This is a genomic window from Pantoea sp. LMR881 (assembly GCF_027157825.1).
Classification (GTDB): domain Bacteria; phylum Pseudomonadota; class Gammaproteobacteria; order Enterobacterales; family Enterobacteriaceae; genus Pantoea; species Pantoea haifensis.
In genome coordinates, this window is sequence record NZ_JAPVOK010000002.1 from 1,057,379 (window position 1) to 1,077,241 (window position 19,863).

Here is a 19,863-nt window from a genome sequence, read left to right on the forward strand (position 1 = left end):
CAGGATAGCCCCTTTATTTTGTTAGCAATTTGTGCGCTCAGTTTTAAGCAGCCTGATGTTTGTCACCGCAACGCTGCTGCTTTTTGAAACCGCTTTTTGCACACAACACCCCATTCTGGATCTGATCCAGACTTTTCAAAGAGGAACCCTGCCGATAATGGACGCGCTGAACCGCTCGCTGTTTATGTTGATCAATGCCACGCCGACATCACCCGCCTGGCTGCTCCAGCTGGCGACATTTATTGCCAAAGACGTAATTGCTATTGTGCCGCTGCTCATTGTCGCGCTGTGGTTATGGGGTCCACGCGAGCAGGTTGAATCTCAACGCGTGCTGGTATTAAAAACCGGCATGGCGCTGCTTTACGCATTAGCCATTTCCTGGTGTGTCGGACAGCTTCTGCCGCACCCGCGTCCCTTCGCTATTGGATTAGGCCATCAGTTCCTGCCTCATGCGCCCGATGATTCTTATCCCAGCGATCACGGCACCACAATTTTCACTTTCGCCCTGGCGTTTATTTTCTGGCATCGCGTGTGGTCGGGAATAATATTGATGGTGGTCGGCGGTGCTATCGCCTGGTCACGTATTTATCTGGGCGTACACTGGCCAATGGATATGCTGGGAGGATTGCTGGTGGGCATGCTGGGCTGTCTGGCGTCGCATCTTGCCTGGCAGATTTATGGTCATCGCCTGCTGGACAAGCTTAACCCGCTTTATCGGGCCCTGTTTGCTGTTCCGATTCGCAAAGGCTGGACGCAAAGTTAATCTAAAAGGGACGCCATTTGGCGTCCCTTGTGCATTCAGCTAAACCATTTACCAAACCAGCCGTTAAATTTCATCATCACGAAATCAATGATGCGGCTGAAAAAGCCCCTTCAGGCACATCCTGCATCACAACCAGCGGGCGCTGTTCAATGGTTTTGCCATCAAGCTGGAAATTGATGGTGCCAACCACCTGATTCTTTTTCAGCGGCGCTTCAAGCTGCGGTGAATTAAGCGTAAAGCTGGCTTTCAGGTTTTTCATTTGCCCTTTTGGAATGGTTAACGCTGCATCTTTCGCGACGCCGAGGTTAACCTCGCTGCGGTCGCCAAACCAGACGCGCTGCTGGGCAAACGGCGCATCGGCTTTGATGGGTGTTACCGTTTCATAAAAGCGAAAACCCCAGGTCAACAGCTTTTCACTTTCACGAAAACGAATCGCGTCGCTGGCCGTGCCGAGCACCACGGAGATCAGACGCATATCCCCCTCGGTTGCTGAAGCCACCAGATTATTTCCCGCGCCCGACGTATGACCGGTTTTGATGCCGTCGACCTTGAGATTCGTGCTCCACAACAGGCGGTTCCGGTTCCGCTGACGGATATTGTTAAAGGTAAACTCTTTTTCTTTATTCAGGGCGTACTCTTCCGGCACATCACGAATCAGCGCCTGGCCAATCAGCGCCATATCGCGCGCGGTGCTGTACTGACCTTCAGCATCTAAACCGTGCACCGTCATAAAATGGGTATTTTGCAGCCCGAGTGCTTTTACATAGTTGTTCATCAAACCGATAAACGAATCCTGACTGCCGGCTACATAGTCCGCCAGTGCAATACAGGCATCGTTTCCTGACTGGATCACAATCCCTTTATTAAGTTCGTGCACCGGAATGCGATCGCCAGGCTTGAGAAACATCAGCGACGAACCTTTTAGTTTCGGGTTACCGGTCGCCCATGCATCCTGACCAACCGTGACCATATCATCCGATTTTATTTTGCCCGCCTTGATTGCCTGACCCACCACATAGCTGGTCATCATTTTAGTCAGGCTGGCCGGGTCAAGGCGCTGGTCGGCATTCGATTCAGTCAGCACTTTGCCGCTGGCATAATCGATTAAAATCCAGGCTTTGGCGTCGATTTGAGGGGCACTGGGCGCTTGCTCGGCAAACACGGTCACCGGTGCAATGAGGAATAAAGACGTCGCAGCAAAGAGCCGCAGGCGAGAAGCGAAGCGAGTAGTTGTCATGGGCTTGACCGAATTGTCCTTGTTAAATCGGGGTGTTTTAAGGCAAATACCTTCAGTTAGAACGCTAACCGTTGGCGTCAGCGAAAAAAACCGCCAAACCGTAAAGTTTTATAGAGTTTAGTAGAGTAACCCTGGCATTCTCTCCGCACGCTTGCCACTTTCTTTCTGTTTGCCGTACACAGAAATGCGTGAAAATCCGATTTTTCGCAGAACAGATAAGGGCGTCACAAATATCAGCTAACCTGAATTTCAGTCAGCCTGAGGAGGATCCCATGGACTTAGTGCTTTTTGATCTGGATGAAACGCTTATTTGTGATGACAGTACCAGCCTGTGGTTGCGATGGCTGGTTTCACAAGGTTTTGCCCCAAGCAGTCTGATTGATGAAGAGCAGGCATTGATGGCGCAATACTACGCTGGCACCCTTTCCATTGAAGAGTATATGAATACGACCCTGGCACCGCTGGCAGGCATGGCCACGCTAACGGTCGAGGGCTGGGTAAGGCGCTTTATCCATCGCGATATTATGCCGCGCGTGTTTCCGGCAGCCCGCGAGCGTATTCAGTGGCATCAACAGCGCGGCGACAAAGTGATGATTATCTCCGCCAGCGGCGAACATTTAGTGGTGCCTATCGCCGAACGACTGGGTGTGTGCGGTGCGTTAGCCATTGGCGTTGAAGTGGTCAACGATCGCTACAGCGGTTTGACCTATGGCACCATGACGTATAAAGAAGGCAAAGTGACACGCCTCGCCGACTGGCGCTCGCTGCAACAGGGTGAGCCCTTTGAGCGCACCTGGGTTTACAGCGACTCCATGAACGACCTGCCGCTGCTGGAACAGGCCGATCATGCACATGTCATCAATCCTGATGCCTTACTGCATCAGGAAGCGATGAGCCGGGGCTGGGAAGTCTGTCGCTGGGCGCGATAGTTAACCGCGGGACGCGCTGGCGTCCTGCGCTAATCCCACCTTCAGCAGCTTGCCGTTTGACGCATCGGTAAGCACATAGAGATAGCCATCTGGTCCCTGACGAACATCACGAATGCGTTCGTTGCGATCGTCAAGTAACCGTTGCTCCTCGACCACTTTCTCACCGTTTACTCGCAGCCGAATCAGGTTTTTCTCCTTTAACGCACCGATAAAGAGCGAGTTTTTCCACTGTGGAAAACGGGCGCTGTTATAAAATGCCATGCCGCTGAGAGCGGGCGAATCTTTCCAGTGAAAGACCGGTTGTTCCGTGCCTTCTGCATGCGTACCTTGTGATTCAGGCACCTTGCCACCGCTATAATCCACACCATAGGTGGCCAGTGGCCAGCCATAGTTTTTGCCTTTTTCAGGGATATTCACCTCGTCGCCACCGCGCGGGCCATGCTCGTTTTCCCACATCTGCTGGGTCCAGGGATTCAACGCCAGCCCTTGCGGATTACGCAGGCCGTAGGCCCAAATTTCCGGACGTGCGCCGTCGCGGCTGACAAAAGGATTATCTTTTGGCACGCTGCCGTCTGCATTTAAACGCAGCAGTTTGCCCTGTAGCTTATCGAGATCTTGTGCGGTACTGCTCGCAAAGTTGTCGCCAAAGGCAATCCATAAGAAGCCCTGGCGATCGAAGGCTATCCGCGTGCCAATATTGTTGCCGCTTGAAAGCATCGGCGTCTGTCGGATCACTTCGCGAAAATCAACCAGCTGGCGATTATCCTCGCTCAGTGTGCCGTAGCCAACCACCGCGCCCGCCTTGCCGCTGCTGTTGGCTTCGACGTAACTCAGCCAGACACGTCGGCTTTGCGCAAAATCAGGGGCCAGCACCACATCCATCAGGCCGCTTTGCCGTCTCGCCCACACTTTGGGTACGCCCTGAATCGGTGCCGACAAACCACTGCCCGGATGCCAGCTTCGCAACTCACCGGAACGTTCGGTAATCAACAGCGTCTGGTTATCAGGCAGGAAAGCCAGCGACCACGGGTGATCCAGTTTGTCTTGTAACACCTGAACCTGTACGTCTGCGGCAAGCGATGAAAAGGAACCAAGCAACGCGCCACTAAACAACACGGCGGCAGGGAAACGAGCCATGAAATTCTCCTGTCAGGGGATGTACTGCCCTTAAGCGTAGACAGCCATGACAGGATGATGTTGAGGATTTACAAAAGATTAAGCATGACCCGCCGCCGGGCGCGGCGGGTGAAAAGCGATTATTCGAAACAGGTGTCCGGGTTGTCGGCCAGCGAAACGAACTGCTTACCGCCTTCGGTGAGGGCAATAATCTGACCACTCTCAATATCGTAAACCCAGCCGTGCAGGCGCAGCGCGCCTTTACGCAGCGCCACCGCAACAGAAGGATGTGTTTTCATGTTGTTCAGCTGCGCGATAACGTTCTCTTTTACCATCTCGTTCAGCTTTTTCTCAGGCGAATCGTACTGGCGTCCTTCCACCACGGCTTTCGCTGCATCAGCGTAGCGCAGCCAGTGCTCTACCGCAGGCATGGTGTCCATGCACTGGCAAGAGGCGATAGCGTTCATTGCTCCGCAGTTAGAGTGACCGCAAATAATGATGTCCGTTACCCCCAACGCCACCACTGCGTATTCGATGGTTGCCGAAACGCCGCCGGGCTCAGGACCAAATGACGGTACAATATTACCTGCATTTCGAATAACGAATAGCTGTCCTGGCTCTTGCTGCGTCACCAGTTCTGGTACCAGCCGGCTGTCAGAACAGGAGATAAACAGGGCTTTCGGATTTTGATTTGATGCCAGGCTTTTGAAAAGATCCTTCCTTTCAGGAAACACATTCTGTTGGAAATTCAGAAATCCATTGATGATCTCTTTCATTATTTAGCTCTCTCATTATCCACTTTGTCACCTGAAGAAAGTGCATCTTCAGTATTAATTTGCGTGTTTATTATTAATGTAAACAAGCAAATATCAACTGCGGATTTAAACAAACCCCTCTGTTAAACACAACCTTTGCCTTTTTTACTTAACCTTGCAGAACAGACAAAAGCTGATACTTGCCCTTACCACGCGGTGATTTATGGGGAGCCTCAACCGATCTGATGCGGTTTTTTTCTGCATTCTTGCCCCTGCTTATTCCCTTACAGATAACGCTACAATTTTTATTTCAACACAGGTAAAATCCCGCGCCAAAGCTGTGCTGAACCGGAACTAAGGCTATGTCTACAATTACAAAAACAGTGCCGCCGCGCGTAGGATTTGTCTCTCTCGGCTGCCCAAAAACCTGGTTGACTCTGAGCGTATTCTGACGGAATTACGCACCGAGGGTTATGACGTTGTACCGCGCTATGACGACGCGGAAATCGTCATCGTCAATACCTGTGGCTTTATCGACAGCGCGGTTCAGGAATCGCTGGAAGCGATAGGCGAAGCCCTGAACGAAAACGGTAAAGTGATTGTTACCGGTTGTCTGGGCGCGAAAGTCGATCAGATCCGTGAAGTCCATCCTAAAGTGCTGGAAATCACTGGCCCTCACAGCTATGAACAAGTGTTGTCGCATGTTCATCATTACGTGCCGAAGCCCCAGCATAATCCGTTTCTTAGCCTGGTGCCGGAACAGGGCGTTAAGCTGACGCCACGCCACTATGCCTATCTGAAAATCTCTGAAGGCTGTAACCATCGCTGCACCTTCTGCATTATTCCATCGATGCGTGGCGACCTCGACAGCCGCGCCATTGGCGAAGTGCTGGATGAAGCGAAGCGCCTGGTTGAAGCAGGCGTGAAAGAGCTGTTGGTGATTTCACAGGATACTTCCGCCTATGGCGTTGACGTGAAGCACCGCACCGGCTTCTGGAACGGTTCGCCGGTGAAAACCAGCATGGTAAGCCTGTGCGAGCAGCTTGCAAAACTCGGCGTTTGGGTTCGTCTGCATTATGTTTACCCTTATCCTCACGTTGATGATGTGATCCCCCTGATGGCGGAAGGCAAAATCCTGCCTTACCTCGACATTCCTTTGCAGCACGCCAGCCCACGTATTCTTAAGCTGATGAAGCGTCCCGGTGCGGTTGAGCGCACGCTGGAGCGTATCAAACGCTGGCGCGAAATCTGCCCGGAACTGACGCTACGCTCGACTTTTATCGTTGGCTTCCCCGGTGAAACCGAAGAAGATTTTCAGATGTTGCTCGACTTCATCAAAGAGGCGCGTCTGGATCGCGTAGGCTGCTTCCAGTACAGCCCGGTTGAAGGTGCGACCGCTAACCAGCTACCGGATCAGGTTGATGAGGCCGTGAAGCAGGATCGCTACGATCGCTTTATGCAGTTACAACAGCAAATCTCTGCTGAGCGCCTGCAGGAAAAAGTAGGTCGTGAGATTTTAGTGATTGTTGATGAAGTGGATGAAGAAGGCGCGATTGGCCGCAGCATGGCTGATGCCCCGGAAATTGATGGCGCGGTCTATCTGAACGGCGAACGCAACGTAAAACCGGGTGATATTTTACGTGTGAAAGTCGAACACGCGGACGAATACGATCTCTGGGCGAGCCGGATTTAACCGTACTTCTGCTGGTGCGCTTTTTTGCGCGCCAGATAATCTTCATCGGCGCGTAACCGATCCCAGTACGCTTTGAAAATGGCCGCCGCAGCGGCCTTTTCTTCGTCTATGCCACGCGGCAGCTCTTTACCTTCGGCATCATATTTACGTCCGCCCTTATGATTACTGTACCGGCGTGCCCGCGTATAACCCATTTGAATAAATTTGCGCGCCATATCCATACCGACGAAATCATCTTTTGCCCGATATTCTTCAAACAGCGCCATGATTTTTGCTGCCGATACTTTGGCAATCGGCACGGTGCGAAAACGCCAGTGCGGCAAAATCTCACCTTTATAAGGTTGAACCATTAACACCCCCTGCTCACCGCGTCCAACCTGATAAAGCTCAGGATTTTTGCGAAAGTCGATGGTGTTAAAGTCCTGTTCGTAATCGAATGGTTTCATGTTTTTAGTTTAGGATCGAGTGCGTCACGTAGCCCATCGCCGAGCAGATTAAAGGCTAAAACAGTGAAGAAGATCGCCATACTGGGAAAAATGGCCACGTGAGGCGCAATCACCATATCGGCGCGCGCCTCGTTAAGCATCGCCCCCCACTCTGGCGTCGGTGGCTGCGCACCTAAACCCAGGAAAGAGAGGCTGGCAGCAGTAATGATCGAGGTGCCGATACGCATAGTAAAATAGACCACAATCGGCGATACCGTACCGGGCAACACGTGACGCAGCAAAATAGTCCAGTCTGACGCACCGATACTGCGAGCCGATTCAATATAGGTTTGATGCTTAAGCACCAGCGTGTTGCCGCGCACCAGACGGGCAAAGGCAGGAATACTAAAGATCGCTACCGCGACAATCACATTGCTCATGCCGCTGCCCATAATAGCGACGACAGCAATCGCCAGCAAAATGCCGGGAAAGGCAAACAGCACGTCGCAGACGCGCATGGTTATGCGATCCCACCAGCCTTCGTAATAGCCTGCCAGCAAACCAAAAAAGTGCCGATCAGTGCGCCGATTGCCACTGAAAAGAAGCCGGCAATCAGTGAAATGCGTGTTCCCACTATTACCCGGCTAAAAATATCGCGCCCCAGCGAATCTACGCCAAACCAGTGCATGAGCGACGGACCTTCATTAAGCCGGTCGTAATCAAAGTAGTTTTCCGCATCAAAGGGGGCAATATAAGGTGCGATAAACGCCACCACAATCAAAACGAAAACAAACAGCCCAGCCAGCAGCGCCACTGGCTGGCGTCGAAAGCGCCGCCAGAATTCGTGCCACGGGGTGCGCACCCGGTTTTCCTTGATCAGCGGCATCGTTTTAAGTGCCGCTTCGCGTCGCCAGTTTTTCATCGCGACTCCTTATTTGTATCGAATGGCCGGGTTGATGACGGCATACAGCATGTCAACAATCAGGTTGATCAAAATGAACTCCAGCGAAAACAGTAAGACTTCGGCCTGGATCACCGGATAATCACGCATTGCCACCGAATCCACCAGCAAGCGGCCCAGCCCCGGCCAGTTGAACACCACTTCGACCACAATCGACCCGCCGAGCAAAAAAGCCAAATTGCAGTCCCATCATAGTGATCACGGGGATCATGGCGTTACGCAAGCCGTGTTTCACGACCACCAGCGATTCTCGTACCCCTTTGGCACGTGCGGTTCGCATGTAATCTTCCTGCATCACTTCAACGAAAGATGCGCGGGTAAAACGCGCCATCACCGCCGCGACCGCTGCCCCCAGCGTGAGCGAAGGCAGAATATAGTGCTGCCAGGTTTCAGCCCCCACCGTAGGCAGCCAGCCGAGTTCGACCGAAAAGATCTGCATCAGCAGCATGCCGAGCGCAAAAGCGGGAAACGAGATGCCGGAAACCGCTAAGGTCATGCCCAGACGATCGGGCCAGCGGTTGCGCCATACGGCTGAAACGATGCCCGTCGACATTCCAAAAATCACAGCCCAGATCATACTGGCCAGCGTCAGCCATAGCGTGGGCATGAAACGTGACGCGATTTCATCGGCAACCGGACGCCTCGAAACCATCGACTGGCCGAAATCCCCTGAAGGGCGTTGAGTATAAAGTGCCAGAACTGCTGCGGCAGCGGCAGATCCAGCCCCAGCTCCTGACGAACCAGTGCCACAACCGATGCGTCAGCTTCCGGTCCCGCGATGAGTCGGGCCGGATCCCCTGGCAGCAGATGAACAAACAGGAACACCAGCACTGCGACAATCAGCAGCGTGGGGATCAATCCCAACAATCGCTTGAGAAAATAGTTAAGCATGCAACATCCTGAACAGTGGCCAGCCGCACGGGCTGGCCCGCTTTGTTACTTCAGACTGGCCTCATCAAAATTAAATGAGGTATCGGGCATGACGTAAAAACCGCTCAGGTTTTTGTTGTTTGCTGAAACCAGTTGTTCAACCACCAGCGGGATCCACGGATGGTCATTCCAGATGCGGTCCTGCGCGTCTTTATAGAGTTTGGCTTTTTGATCGCGGTTGGTGGTTTTCAGGGCATCCGCCAGATCTTTATCGACCTGCTCATTGCTATAAAAGGCAGTGTTGAAGATTGCTGGCGGCCAGGATGACGTGGCAAACAGCGGCGTCAGTGCCCAGTCTGCTTCGCCGGTGGACGCAGCCCAGCCGGTATAGAACATGCGTACCCCGCTCTCTTTCTGCGCTTTGCCCTCTACCTCAGCTGCACGCTGACCCGCATCCATTGCGGTGACTTTCACTTTCACGCCGACCTGTGCCAGTTGCTGCTGGGTAAACTGCAACACTTTTTGAGCCGTGCTGTGATTGTGTGAAGACCAGAGTGTGGTTTCGAAGCCGTTGGGATAGCCCGCTTCTTTTAGCAATTCACGCGCTTTTGCCGGATTGTACTGAATCGCCGGATAGCGTTGCGCAAAGTCGATGGATGGCGGCACAACACCGGTTGCAGGCGTGGCATATCCGGCAAAGGCCACTTTTGCCAGCGCCTGGCGATTGATTGCATACTCCAGCGCCTCACGCACTTTTGGGTTATCAAATGGCTTCTGCGTGACGTTAAGGCTGATGTAACGCTGCATGATTGAAGGCGTGGTCACAATATTCAGCTTGCTGTTTTTCTCCAGCAGTTTGGCCTGCTCGAACGGAACCGGGAAAGCAAAGTTAGCTTCGCCGGTTTGCAGCATGGCGGCGCGCGTATTGTTATCCACCACCGGACGCCAGGTAATGGTGTCGAGTTTGGGGTAGCCTTTTTCCAGTAGCCATCCCACTTTTTCACTTTAACGAAATCGGTTTGATTCCAGGTTACAAACTCAAACGGCCCCGTACCAACCGGATGAAAACCAATATCTTTGCCATATTTTTTCAGTGCGGTAGGCGAAATCATCGCTGCTGCCGGATGCGCCAGGTTATTTATAAATGCCGAAAACGGCTGCTTCAGGGTGATTTTTACCGTGGTCGGATCGACGACTTCGGTGGTGGCGATATATTTAAACAGGTTGTAACGCTTCAGGTGATTATCGGGATCGCTGGCGCGATCGAGATTCACTTTCACCGCTTCAGCATTGAAGTCGGTGCCATCCTGAAACTTAATGCCTGAATGCAATTTGATGGTGTAAGTGAGACCGTCGGCGCTCGCCTGGTAACTTTCTGCCAGCACGTTGACCAGTTTCATCTCTTTATCAAAGCCGAACAGCCCCTGATAGAAAGATTTCGCCACCGCCTGCGACAGCGTATCGTTGGCATTATAAGGGTCCAGCGTAGTGAAATTAGAAGCCACGGCAATTACCGCGTCCTGCGCCGCCCAGGCAGGCAGTGCCATCGCGCTGCTTAGCACCCCTGCTGCCAGTAACCCTTTACGCATAGTCATCTGCATATCTTTCTCCTGTAATCCCTGTCGGATAGGTCGCCGAAGCGACGCGGTTTTACGATGTATTACTCAGGTCGCGCTGATAGCATGACGGGCAACAAAATGGCCCGGTGCGACTTCAATCAGTGGAGCAACCTCGGGTTCATCGCCCAACGAACGAATTGGGCTGGGAATTTCATCGACCATCAATGCGCGCTCGCGACGGCGATGCGCAGGATCGGCGACCGGTACGGCCGCCATTAGCTTTTTAGTGTACGGATGATGTGGCTGTTCAAATACCGCCTGACGCGGCCCCATTTCCACAATTTGGCCGAGATACATCACCGCCACGCGATGACTGATACGCTCCACCACCGCCATATCATGTGAAATAAACAGAAAGGCGATCCCCAGTTCACGCTGTAAATCGAGCATTAAATTAATGATTTGTGCCTGTATCGATACGTCAAGTGCCGAGACTGACTCATCTGCGATCACTACTTTCGGATTGAGTGCCAGCGCGCGGGCAATACAGATGCGTTGGCGCTGCCCACCCGAAAATTCATGGGGATAACGCTGCGCATGTTCAGGTAACAGGCCCACTTTTTCCAGCAAGCCTGCTACGCGCTGCTCCGCCTCGCGGCGTGACATGACGTTGTGCACCAGCAGCGGTTCCATGATAGAAAACCCGACCGTTAAGCGCGGATCCAGCGAGGCGTAGGGATCCTGAAAAATAAACTGGATATCGCGCCGCAAGTGCGCCAGCGCCTGACCCGATAAAGCATCGATGCGCTGCCCGTTAAAGGTAATGGTGCCGCCCTGGCTGGCAACCAGGCGGAGCAGCGAGCGTCCGGTTGTGGATTTACCACAGCCCGATTCGCCGACCAGCGCCAGGGTTTCACCGGCATAGAGGTCAAAGCTGACTTTTTCAACAGCATGGACTCGTCTTTTGACCCGATTCAACAGCCCACCGCGAATATCAAAGCGCGTGATCAAATCGCGTACCTGCAAAATGGGCGGGTCGGCGCGGCGCACTGTGTCCTGGGGCGGCTCGCTGCTTTCGCTGTGCAGCAACGGGAATTTGGCAGGCAGTGACTGCCCGCTCATTGAGCCCAGCTTTGGCACCGCCGCCAGCAACGCGCGCGTATAAGGCTGTACCGGCGCGCTAAACAGCTGCTCTACCGGCGCGTTTTCTACCACGTCGCCGCGATACATAACCTGTACGCGATCCGCCATCTCTGCCACCACGCCCATGTCGTGCGTGATAAAAATCACCCCCATCTGCATCTCTTTTTGCAGTACGCGGATCAATTGCAGAATTTGTGCCTGAATCGTGACGTCGAGCGCAGTGGTAGGTTCATCGGCAATCAGCAACGCCGGTTTACATGACAGCGCCATCGCAATCATCACGCGCTGACGCATCCCGCCAGAGAGCTGATGCGGAAAGCGCGTCAGAACATTTTGTGCATCAGGAATACGGACTAAATCCAGCATACGACGCGCTTCGGCCAGCGCCTGGCTATGATTTTTGTCCTGATGCAAACGAATGGATTCGGCAATCTGTTCACCCACTGAGAACACCGGATTAAGCGAAGTCATCGGCTCCTGAAAAATCATCGCCATGTCCGCGCCACGCACTTTACGCATTTGCCGGGATGAGGCACGCGCGATATCCAGCACCTCACCGTTGCGACGACGTAGCTGGATCTCCCCGCTTACCGCTCCGCCACTCTGCTCAATCAGCCGCATCAAGGCTAAAGAGGTGACGGACTTGCCCGAGCCGGATTCACCTACCAGCGCCAGCGTCTCGCCACGATGCAGATCGAGAGAAAGATCGCGCACCGCATGCGTTACCGAGCCTTCATGCTGAAAGCGCACGTTAAGATTGCGTACCGCCAGCACCTGCCCGGCTGTCAGTGGCGGCATTGCCTGTGGCACAGTCATGCCTGCTCCTTAGCTTTCACGGTAGATCGCCACCTCTGCGGGTTCGCCTACCCGCGCAAAACCACGATACATACCTTCGCTGTTAAACGGCAACGCGACGTTACCGGCACGATCAATCGCAATCAGCCCGCCGCTACCGCCCAGCTCCAGCACTTTATCGTGAATCACATTCACGCTGGCCTGCTGTAAGCTGCGCCCGTCATAACGCATCTGCGCGGCAATATCGTAGGCCGCGAGCGTGCGGATAAATACTTCACCGGTGCCGGTACAGGATACGGCCACGCTTTCATTATCCGCATAGCAACCGGCACCCGCCAACGGCGAATCGCCCACGCGCCCGACCTGCTTGTTGGTCATACCGCCGGTCGAGGTGGCAGCAGCAAGATTACCGTTAGCATCCAGCGCCACGGCCCCCACTGTACCAAATTTGCGATCAGGGTCGAGCGGATCGTCATCCTGATGCTGCGCGGCACCATCGTGATCCAGCAGCATTTCATCGCTGCTTAACGCCCGCTGCAATTGTTCCCAGCGTGCCGGGGTCGAGAAAAAATCAGGTTCTACCTGCTCAATGTGATGTGAGGCGGCAAAGGCTTCTGCGCCTGCGCCGATAAAGAGCACATGCGAACTGTTTTCAAGCACGGCGCGTGCCGCCAGCACCGGATTGCGAATGCGGGACACGCCCGCCACCGCCCCGACGTCCAGCGTGCGGCCGTCCATCACACAGGCATCAAGTTCGTGCGTCCCCTGATGCGTGAATACCGCGCCTTTACCGGCATTGAACAGCGGACACTCTTCCAGCAGCCGCACCGCCTCTGTGACGGCATCCATTGCACTTGCGCCCTGTGCCAGCATCGTTTGCCCGTGCGTAACGATGTCGGTCAATGCCTGCCGGTACTGCTGCTCTTTCTCTGCGCTCATCGCGGAGCGCGTGATGGCGCCTGCACCGCCGTGAATGGCGATTACTGCTTTAACCATAACGCTCTACCCTGTGGTTGCCTCGGTGCGAAAATACTGATTTAGAATGGTTTTCACTCATTTTAGGTGATTTTTGACTATAGAAAGCCTGCTAAGGGTTGTAAAGCGGAAACTCATCGTCCGGTCATAACCTTTTATTGTGGCTTATAGCCCTACACTCATTAAACAAATGCCACCATAATAAGCAGCAAATGCGATAACTCAGGTTTAAACCACAATGGAAAGCTTTACCGCAGGATTGATCTCTCTCGAAGACGCCCAGGAAAAAATGCTGGCGCAGCTGACGCCCATTACCGATTCACTCAGTGTGCCGCTGGCTGAAGCGCCCGGTCGTATCACGGCACGGGCGGTGACGTCACCCATTGACGTTCCGCCGTTTGATAACTCAGCAATGGATGGTTATGCCGTGCGGCTGGCCGATGCTAACAGCGGCCAGCCTTTAGCTGTGGCCGGTAAAGCTTTTGCGGGTGCGCCGTTTAACGGTGAGTGGCCTGTGGGCAGCGTGGTGCGCATCATGACCGGTGCGCCCATTCCGGCAGGTTGTGAAGCGGTGGTGATGCAGGAAGAGACTGAACAGCAAGGCGACGCGATAGTGATCACCGCGCCCGTTAAAGCAGGACAAAATATCCGCCTGACGGGTGATGACATTCACGCCGGTAACGCGGTGCTTGAGCCAGGCATCCGGCTGGGCGCCGCTGAACTGCCGCTACTGGCTTCGCTCGGCATCACGGAAGTCACTGTATTACGTCGGTTGCGCGTTGCCATTTTTTCCACGGGCGACGAATTGCAGCCGGTGGGGCAACCCCTTGCGCCAGGCCAGATTTACGATACCAATCGTTTTACCGTCTCTTTAATGCTGAAGAAGTTGGGTTGTGACGTGATTGACCTCGGCATTATTAAAGACGATCCCCATGCGTTGCGCAGTGCGTTTGAAGAGGCCGACCGCCAGGCGGATGTGGTGATCAGCACGGGCGGTGTCTCGGTCGGTGAAGCCGATTTCACCAAAGCGATGCTGGAAGCGTTAGGGGTAATTACGTTCTGGAAACTGGCGATCAAACCCGGCAAACCGTTTGCCTTTGGCCGTCTTGCCAGTAGCTGGTTTTGCGGTTTACCCGGTAATCCGGTGTCAGCGGCAGTGACGTTTTATCAGCTAGTGCAGCCGCTGCTCGCCACGCTAACGGGCCAGAAAAAAGCGGCGCTGCCGCCGCGGCAAAAAGTGCGTGCTGCGACGCGCCTGAAAAAGTCACCGGGCCGTCTCGATTTCCAGCGCGGTTTTTATCAACAAAACGATCGGGGCGAAACAGAAGTCCACAGCACTGGTCATCAGGGGTCACACGTATTCAGCTCCTTTGCTCAGGCGAATTGCTTTATCGTGCTGGAACGCGAACGCGGTAACGTTGAAGTGGGCGAATGGGTAGAAATCGAACCCTTTAATGCCCTGCTGGAGGGGTAGATGCTGCCCGAGTTAAGCGATGAAGAGATGCTGCGTTATAACCGGCAAATCGTGTTGCGCGGTTTTGATTTTGAGGGTCAGGAAAAACTGAAAGCCAGCCGCGCTCTGGTGGTGGGTTTAGGGGCTGGGCTGCGCCGCTGCGCCTTATTTAGCCTCAGCTGGCGTGGGCGAGTTAACTTTACTCGATTTCGATACGGTGTCACTTTCCAATCTTCAACGGCAGATTTTGCATCACAATACCGATATTGGCTTCGCCAAAGTCGACTCGGCTGCCCAGAGCCTCGCCGCGATCAACCCACACTGCACGCTGAACCCCTCAACGCTCAGTTGAATGATGATGCCCTGTTGGCTGTTATCGCCCGCCAGCAGGTGGTGCTGGACTGCACCGATAACGTTCAGGTGCGTGAACAGCTTAATCGCCTGTGTCGCCAACAACGTGTACCGCTGGTTTCAGGTGCTGCGATTCGTATGGAAGGTCAGATCAGCGTTTTTACCTGGCAACCCGGAACGCCTTGCTATCGCTGCATTAGTCGTCTGTTTGGCGAGCAGACTTTAAGCTGCGTCGAAGCGGGTGTGATGGCACCGTTGGTGGGTGTGATTGGTGCCATGCAGGCGATGGAAGCGATCAAACTGCTGGCTGATTATGGCACCCCTGCCACGTCACGCTTATTAATGTACGATGCGCTCAGTGCCGAATTCCGCAGCATGAAAGTCACACAGGACGCGCAGTGCGAAATCTGTGGTCATTAATAAAACGGGGTAGCCTGCGCTACCCCGTTTTAAATTACACGATGCCCTGGCTGCGCAGGTAATCTTCGTAATTACCCGTGAAGTCCACAACGCGATCTTCTTTAATTTCCATCACCCGTGTTGCCAGCGAGCTGACAAATTCGCGGTCATGCGAAACGAAAATCAATGTGCCTTCATACATTTCCAGCGCCATATTAAGCGACTCAATAGATTCCATATCGAGGTGGTTGGTTGGCTCATCCATAATCAGAATGTTTGGCTTTTGCATCATTAATTTGCCAAATAACATGCGCCCTTTTTCACCACCGGAAAGCACTTTAGCGGGCTTTTTAATATCATCCTGAGAAAAAAGCAGACGACCCAGAATACTGCGTACGCTCTGCTCATCGTCACCAGGCTGTTTCCATTGACTCATCCAGTCAAATACCGTCAGGTCATTTGCAAAATCTTCAGCATGATCCTGAGCGTAATAGCCGATACGCGCATTTTCCGACCATTTTACGCTGCCGTTGTCGGGCGTCAGTTCACTCACCAGCGTTTTTAACAGCGTTGATTTACCAATACCGTTAGCACCCAGCACCGCTAATTTTTCGCCTACTTCAAGCATCAGGTTTAAATTTTTAAACAGCGGGCCGTTATCAAATCCTTTCGTTAACGCTTCGACTTCCAGCGCATTACGGAACAATTTTTTATCTTGCTCGAAACGAATAAAGGGATTTTGACGGCTGGAGGCTTTTACTTCATCCAGCTTAATTTTATCCATTTGTTTCGCACGTGACGTTGCCTGGCGTGATTTAGAAGCATTGGCGCTAAAGCGGCTAACAAAAGATTGCAGATCGGCAATTTGCGCTTTTTTCTTGGCATTATCTGCTAGCAGGCGTTCACGCGCCTGGGTCGCTGCGGTCATGTATTCATCATAATTACCTGAATAAACGCGCAACTCACCGTAATCTAAGTCAGCCATGTGCGTGCAGACCATATTCAGAAAATGTCGGTCATGCGAAATGATAATCATGGTGCTGTCACGTTCGTTCAGAACCTGTTCCAGCCAGCGAATGGTATCAATATCCAGGTTGTTGGTGGGTTCATCCAGCAACAAAATATCAGGATTTGAAAACAGTGCCTGTGCTAACAAAACGCGCAATTTAAAACCTGGCGCAATTTCGCTCATGGGGCCGTAATGTTGCTCAACGGGAATACCTACGCCCAGTAATAACTCTCCGGCACGCGATTCTGCGCTATAACCATCCATTTCGCCATACATGACTTCAAGGTCAGCCACTTTATAGCCTTCCTCTTCGCTCATTTCAGGCAGAGCATATATACGATCGCGTTCCTGCTTAACTTCCCATAGTTCATGGTGACCCATGATTACGGTATCCAGCACACTATATTGTTCAAAGGCAAACTGATCCTGACGTAACTTGCCGATACGTTCATTAGGATCGTAAGAAACATTTCCGCCTGTTGGCACCAGATCGCCACCCAGAATCTTCATGAAGGTGGATTTACCGCTGCCGTTCGCACCGATTAAACCGTAACGATTACCGCCGCCAAACTTAACGGAGATATTCTCGAACAGTGGCTTGCTGCCAAACTGCATGGTGATATTGCTGCTAACTAACACGGCATTGACCTTTGTGAAGAAGTGGATGAAAAAACGGCGGCTATTATGCCAGATGTGATGCAGCGCATGCCAGTGCAAGGCGTGCGGGGTGACCACAGGTATTGATAAACCGGAATAAATAAAAAGCCGAGGGCCTAAAAATGGCCCCCGGCTCCCGCTTACAAGGATTGTGTCGATTAATCGATCAAAAAGCTGTCCAGGCTCTTACCTGAATCCAGTGCTTTTTTAATCGCAGCGGGTGTGCGGCCCTGACCAGTCCACGATTTCTGCTCACCGTTTTCATCGGTGTAAGAATATTTTGCCGGACGCGGAGCACGCTTAGCACGTTTTTTACCTGGCTCCAGTGCACCTAATAATTCATTTGGATCGATACCGTCTGCCAACAGCATTTCACGATATTTAGAGAGCTTTTCTTCTTTTTCGCGATTTTGCGTTTCTTCAGCTTCTGCTTCTTCGCGACGCTCAGTCACGACAACAGTTAATTTCTCGAGAATTTCTTCCAGGTCACTCAGTGGCAGTTCACGAGCCTGAGCACGTAATGTGCGAATGTTGTTCAGAACTTTAAATGCGTCACTCATCACAATATCCTTGATTGAGGGGGGTAATTAAAACTGTAGCGATAAGACTACCTAATTCAAATAAAAAAATAAATTAATTTTACGCTACAGACAATTCTTAGCTGTATTTTAAATCGTCACGCTTATTGTTATCACGCCATATCCATTTTTTTTATTAACTTCAAATTAACAGTCACGCTGCGTTAATCTCTGCAGCCTGGAATCGATTTCAGACAAAAGCGGGTGGGTAAATTTTTCGAAAGGAAGATCAAAATAACACAATTTGTCTTAAGGTTATTCTTTATGTGCTATAGCGTCAGAACGATAAGCCAGGCTTAAATTTGCTGTATTTATCCGCTCTTTCCCCAACGGACGAAAAAAGACCGGTTAATAAACCGGCCTTATATCTCATGTCACATTCTTTAACGCTAAGAGGTTTTTTTATTACAGGCGTTAGCGCAGAGGATTCATCGTCACGGGATAACCACTCATGGAGATAGTGTTCAATCTGCTCGAGGCTACGGTTACGCGTTTCCGGTACACAGGTAATAACAAAGACCGCACCACCAATCCCAATTGCAGCAAAGATAAAAAATGCACCGGAGAGGCCGATGCTGGCCAGCAGAACCGGAAACATCAAAGAAATAAGAAAATTAGCAATCCACATGGCAAAGACTGCGCCACCCATAAAAATACCGCGCAGGCGTGTAGGAAATATCTCTGATAACAGCAACCAGGTAACAGGCGATAAAGCCCCCTGCTGGAAGCTAAGAAACATCAACATTCCTGCTAACACCATATAGCTGCGCAACACGTCTGGCTGACCATTAACCGTTTCCGGCATTAAATAACTGATGGTGCCGATAAAGAGTAAACAGGCCGTACAGCCGAACTGACCAATCATTGTCAGGGTGCGCCGTCCTATCTTGCCCAGTAACACTATCCCGACAAAGGTCATTAATACAGAAATCACCCCATTGGCTATGGTGGCAAATAATGCCGCGCTATCACTCATGCCAACCGCTTTAAGCATGGTTGGCGCATAATACATGATGGTATTCACACCGGTGAGTTGCTGAATAACCGCGATACCCATGCCAATCATAAAGAGTTTAAATAACCAGGGCTTACGTAATTCACGCAGACGCGGACGCTGTTGCTTCTCTTCGCTCAACGTCTCTTCTATTTCGGTCATCTCCCATTCGACATCCTCTTTCGCGCGGGTCCGTTCTAATACGTTGCGCGCTTCAGCCAGACGTCCTTTCATGGCATACCAGCGTGGCGTATCTGGCATAAACATCATACCAAACCACAGCAGTACGGCCGGAACCGTCGCAATCGCCAGCATCCAGCGCCAGGTCGTTTCCCCGCCCCACGCGGCGTTGAAACCGGCGTTAGAGATATAAGCGAGCATTTGTCCTGAAACGATCATCAGTTCCTGCAGGGTCACTAACTGTCCGCGCTTATTGGCGGGGGCAATCTCGGCGATATAAACCGGTACGGTCGCTGCTGCGCCACCCACTGCAACGCCCAACACCAGACGGAAGAAAATCATCCAGTTAACATCCGGTGCCAGCGCCGTGCCTGTTGCGCCAACGGCAAAAATGACAGCCAGTACCAGAATAATTTTTTTCCGTCCGGCGGCAGCCGCAAAGTGGCCAGAAGCCAGCGCGCCAAACGCGGCACCAAACAGCAAACTGCTGGTAACTAAGCCAGTGGTGAAAGGCGTGAGATTGAGTTCCGGGCCCATAAACAGCAGCGCGCCGGAGATAACGCCAGTGTCATAGCCAAACAGTAAGCCGCCAAGCGTGGCGACCATAGCAATGACTTTAACAAAGGGTTCGGTAGGCGTTTCGCTGTTCGGGCCGGAGGCTTTGTTCGGGGTCAGATAACTTTCTCTGGACATATTTTCTCCTGGTGAGATTAACAACACCCTAAGAAAATAGATTAATTATGTTATTAAGAGTAAGAATGAAATATTAGTTTTGCGCGGCGAGTCATAAAACCGTTTAAAATATGCGCCTTGATTCACAAAAATGGCCTTATCGTCTTTACCGCTTCTTTTTTAATGGCGACTTGACGCCTGAAAAATCATCAGCAAAGAAATATTAATTTCACCATGCCTGAGTTACATTTCATCTTGCGCCCTGCCATTTCATTATCATAAAAGGCGCGCGGCCTGGCAGAAAAAGGCTGTAGCGAATCAATCTTCGTCACAGCCTTAACAGCGTGAA

At 52.2% G+C, this 19,863-nt stretch carries 10 protein-coding genes and 7 pseudogenes; 5 read left to right on the forward strand and 12 right to left on the reverse strand.

All coding sequences use genetic code 11. The features are described from left to right. Positions 1–157 precede the first annotated feature (157 nt). Complete coding sequence (gene ybjG / locus O3W44_RS06820; RefSeq protein WP_269294381.1) at positions 158–763, forward strand: undecaprenyl-diphosphate phosphatase; 606 nt, start codon at positions 158–160, stop codon at positions 761–763. Positions 764–798: 35 nt separating this feature from the next. Here the strand turns inward: ybjG and O3W44_RS06825 are convergent. Then, positions 799–2,000: pseudogene (locus O3W44_RS06825) on the reverse strand (serine hydrolase). A gap of 272 nt (positions 2,001–2,272) precedes the next feature. Between O3W44_RS06825 and O3W44_RS06830 the strand changes: the two are divergent. Continuing rightward, a complete protein-coding gene (locus O3W44_RS06830) occupies positions 2,273–2,929 on the forward strand; it encodes an HAD family hydrolase (RefSeq protein ID WP_269292480.1) in 657 nt (218 codons plus the stop codon). Here O3W44_RS06830 and O3W44_RS06835 read toward each other — a convergent pair whose 3' ends face one another. Further along, a complete protein-coding gene (locus O3W44_RS06835; protein ID WP_269292481.1) occupies positions 2,930–4,066 on the reverse strand; it encodes a PQQ-dependent sugar dehydrogenase in 1,137 nt (378 codons plus the stop codon). 119 nt (positions 4,067–4,185) lie between these two features. Further along, positions 4,186–4,821: a carbonic anhydrase gene (locus O3W44_RS06840; RefSeq protein WP_269292482.1), complete on the reverse strand. Its 636-nt coding sequence runs from the start codon at positions 4,819–4,821 to the stop codon at positions 4,186–4,188. 341 nt (positions 4,822–5,162) lie between these two features. Between O3W44_RS06840 and rimO the strand changes: the two are divergent. Then, a pseudogene (gene rimO / locus O3W44_RS06845) lies at positions 5,163–6,493 on the forward strand (30S ribosomal protein S12 methylthiotransferase RimO). On the opposite strand, the gene O3W44_RS06850 reads toward rimO, so the two are convergent. The 6 genes and pseudogenes from O3W44_RS06850 to O3W44_RS06875 all read right to left on the reverse strand — a co-directional run bounded on the left by O3W44_RS06850 (position 6,490) and on the right by O3W44_RS06875 (position 13,242). Further along, positions 6,490–6,939, reverse strand: coding sequence for a DUF4385 domain-containing protein (locus O3W44_RS06850; RefSeq protein ID WP_269292483.1), 450 nt, complete (start codon positions 6,937–6,939; stop codon positions 6,490–6,492). The pseudogene rimO and the gene O3W44_RS06850 overlap by 4 nt on opposite strands. Next, positions 6,936–7,840, reverse strand: a pseudogene (gene gsiD / locus O3W44_RS06855) (glutathione ABC transporter permease GsiD). Before gsiD ends, O3W44_RS06850 begins: the two are co-directional and overlap by 4 nt. A gap of 9 nt (positions 7,841–7,849) precedes the next feature. Further along, positions 7,850–8,770 (reverse strand): annotated as a pseudogene (gene gsiC / locus O3W44_RS06860) (glutathione ABC transporter permease GsiC). Positions 8,771–8,815: 45 nt separating this feature from the next. After that, positions 8,816–10,350: pseudogene (gene gsiB, locus O3W44_RS06865) on the reverse strand (glutathione ABC transporter substrate-binding protein GsiB). 63 nt (positions 10,351–10,413) lie between these two features. Then, positions 10,414–12,267: a dipeptide ABC transporter ATP-binding protein gene (locus O3W44_RS06870; protein WP_269292484.1), complete on the reverse strand. Its 1,854-nt coding sequence runs from the start codon at positions 12,265–12,267 to the stop codon at positions 10,414–10,416. Between the two features lie 9 nt (positions 12,268–12,276). Next, positions 12,277–13,242: an isoaspartyl peptidase/L-asparaginase family protein gene (locus tag O3W44_RS06875; RefSeq protein ID WP_269292485.1), complete on the reverse strand. Its 966-nt coding sequence runs from the start codon at positions 13,240–13,242 to the stop codon at positions 12,277–12,279. 217 nt (positions 13,243–13,459) lie between these two features. Between O3W44_RS06875 and moeA the strand changes: the two genes are divergently transcribed. Both moeA and moeB read left to right on the forward strand, forming a co-directional pair. Then, complete coding sequence (gene moeA / locus O3W44_RS06880) at positions 13,460–14,695, forward strand: molybdopterin molybdotransferase MoeA (RefSeq protein WP_269292486.1); 1,236 nt, start codon at positions 13,460–13,462, stop codon at positions 14,693–14,695. After that, a pseudogene (gene moeB / locus O3W44_RS06885) lies at positions 14,696–15,445 on the forward strand (molybdopterin-synthase adenylyltransferase MoeB). Positions 15,446–15,479: 34 nt separating this feature from the next. On the opposite strand, the gene O3W44_RS06890 reads toward moeB, so the two are convergent. The 3 genes and pseudogenes from O3W44_RS06890 to O3W44_RS06900 all read right to left on the reverse strand — a co-directional run. Beyond that, positions 15,480–17,072, reverse strand: coding sequence for an ABC-F family ATPase (locus O3W44_RS06890; protein ID WP_269294382.1), 1,593 nt, complete (start codon positions 17,070–17,072; stop codon positions 15,480–15,482). 176 nt (positions 17,073–17,248) lie between these two features. Beyond that, positions 17,249–17,650: an H-NS family histone-like protein gene (locus tag O3W44_RS06895; RefSeq protein WP_269292487.1), complete on the reverse strand. Its 402-nt coding sequence runs from the start codon at positions 17,648–17,650 to the stop codon at positions 17,249–17,251. 436 nt (positions 17,651–18,086) lie between these two features. Beyond that, positions 18,087–19,535: pseudogene (locus tag O3W44_RS06900) on the reverse strand (sugar porter family MFS transporter); the annotation flags it as partial. Between the last annotated feature and the right edge of the window lie 328 nt (positions 19,536–19,863).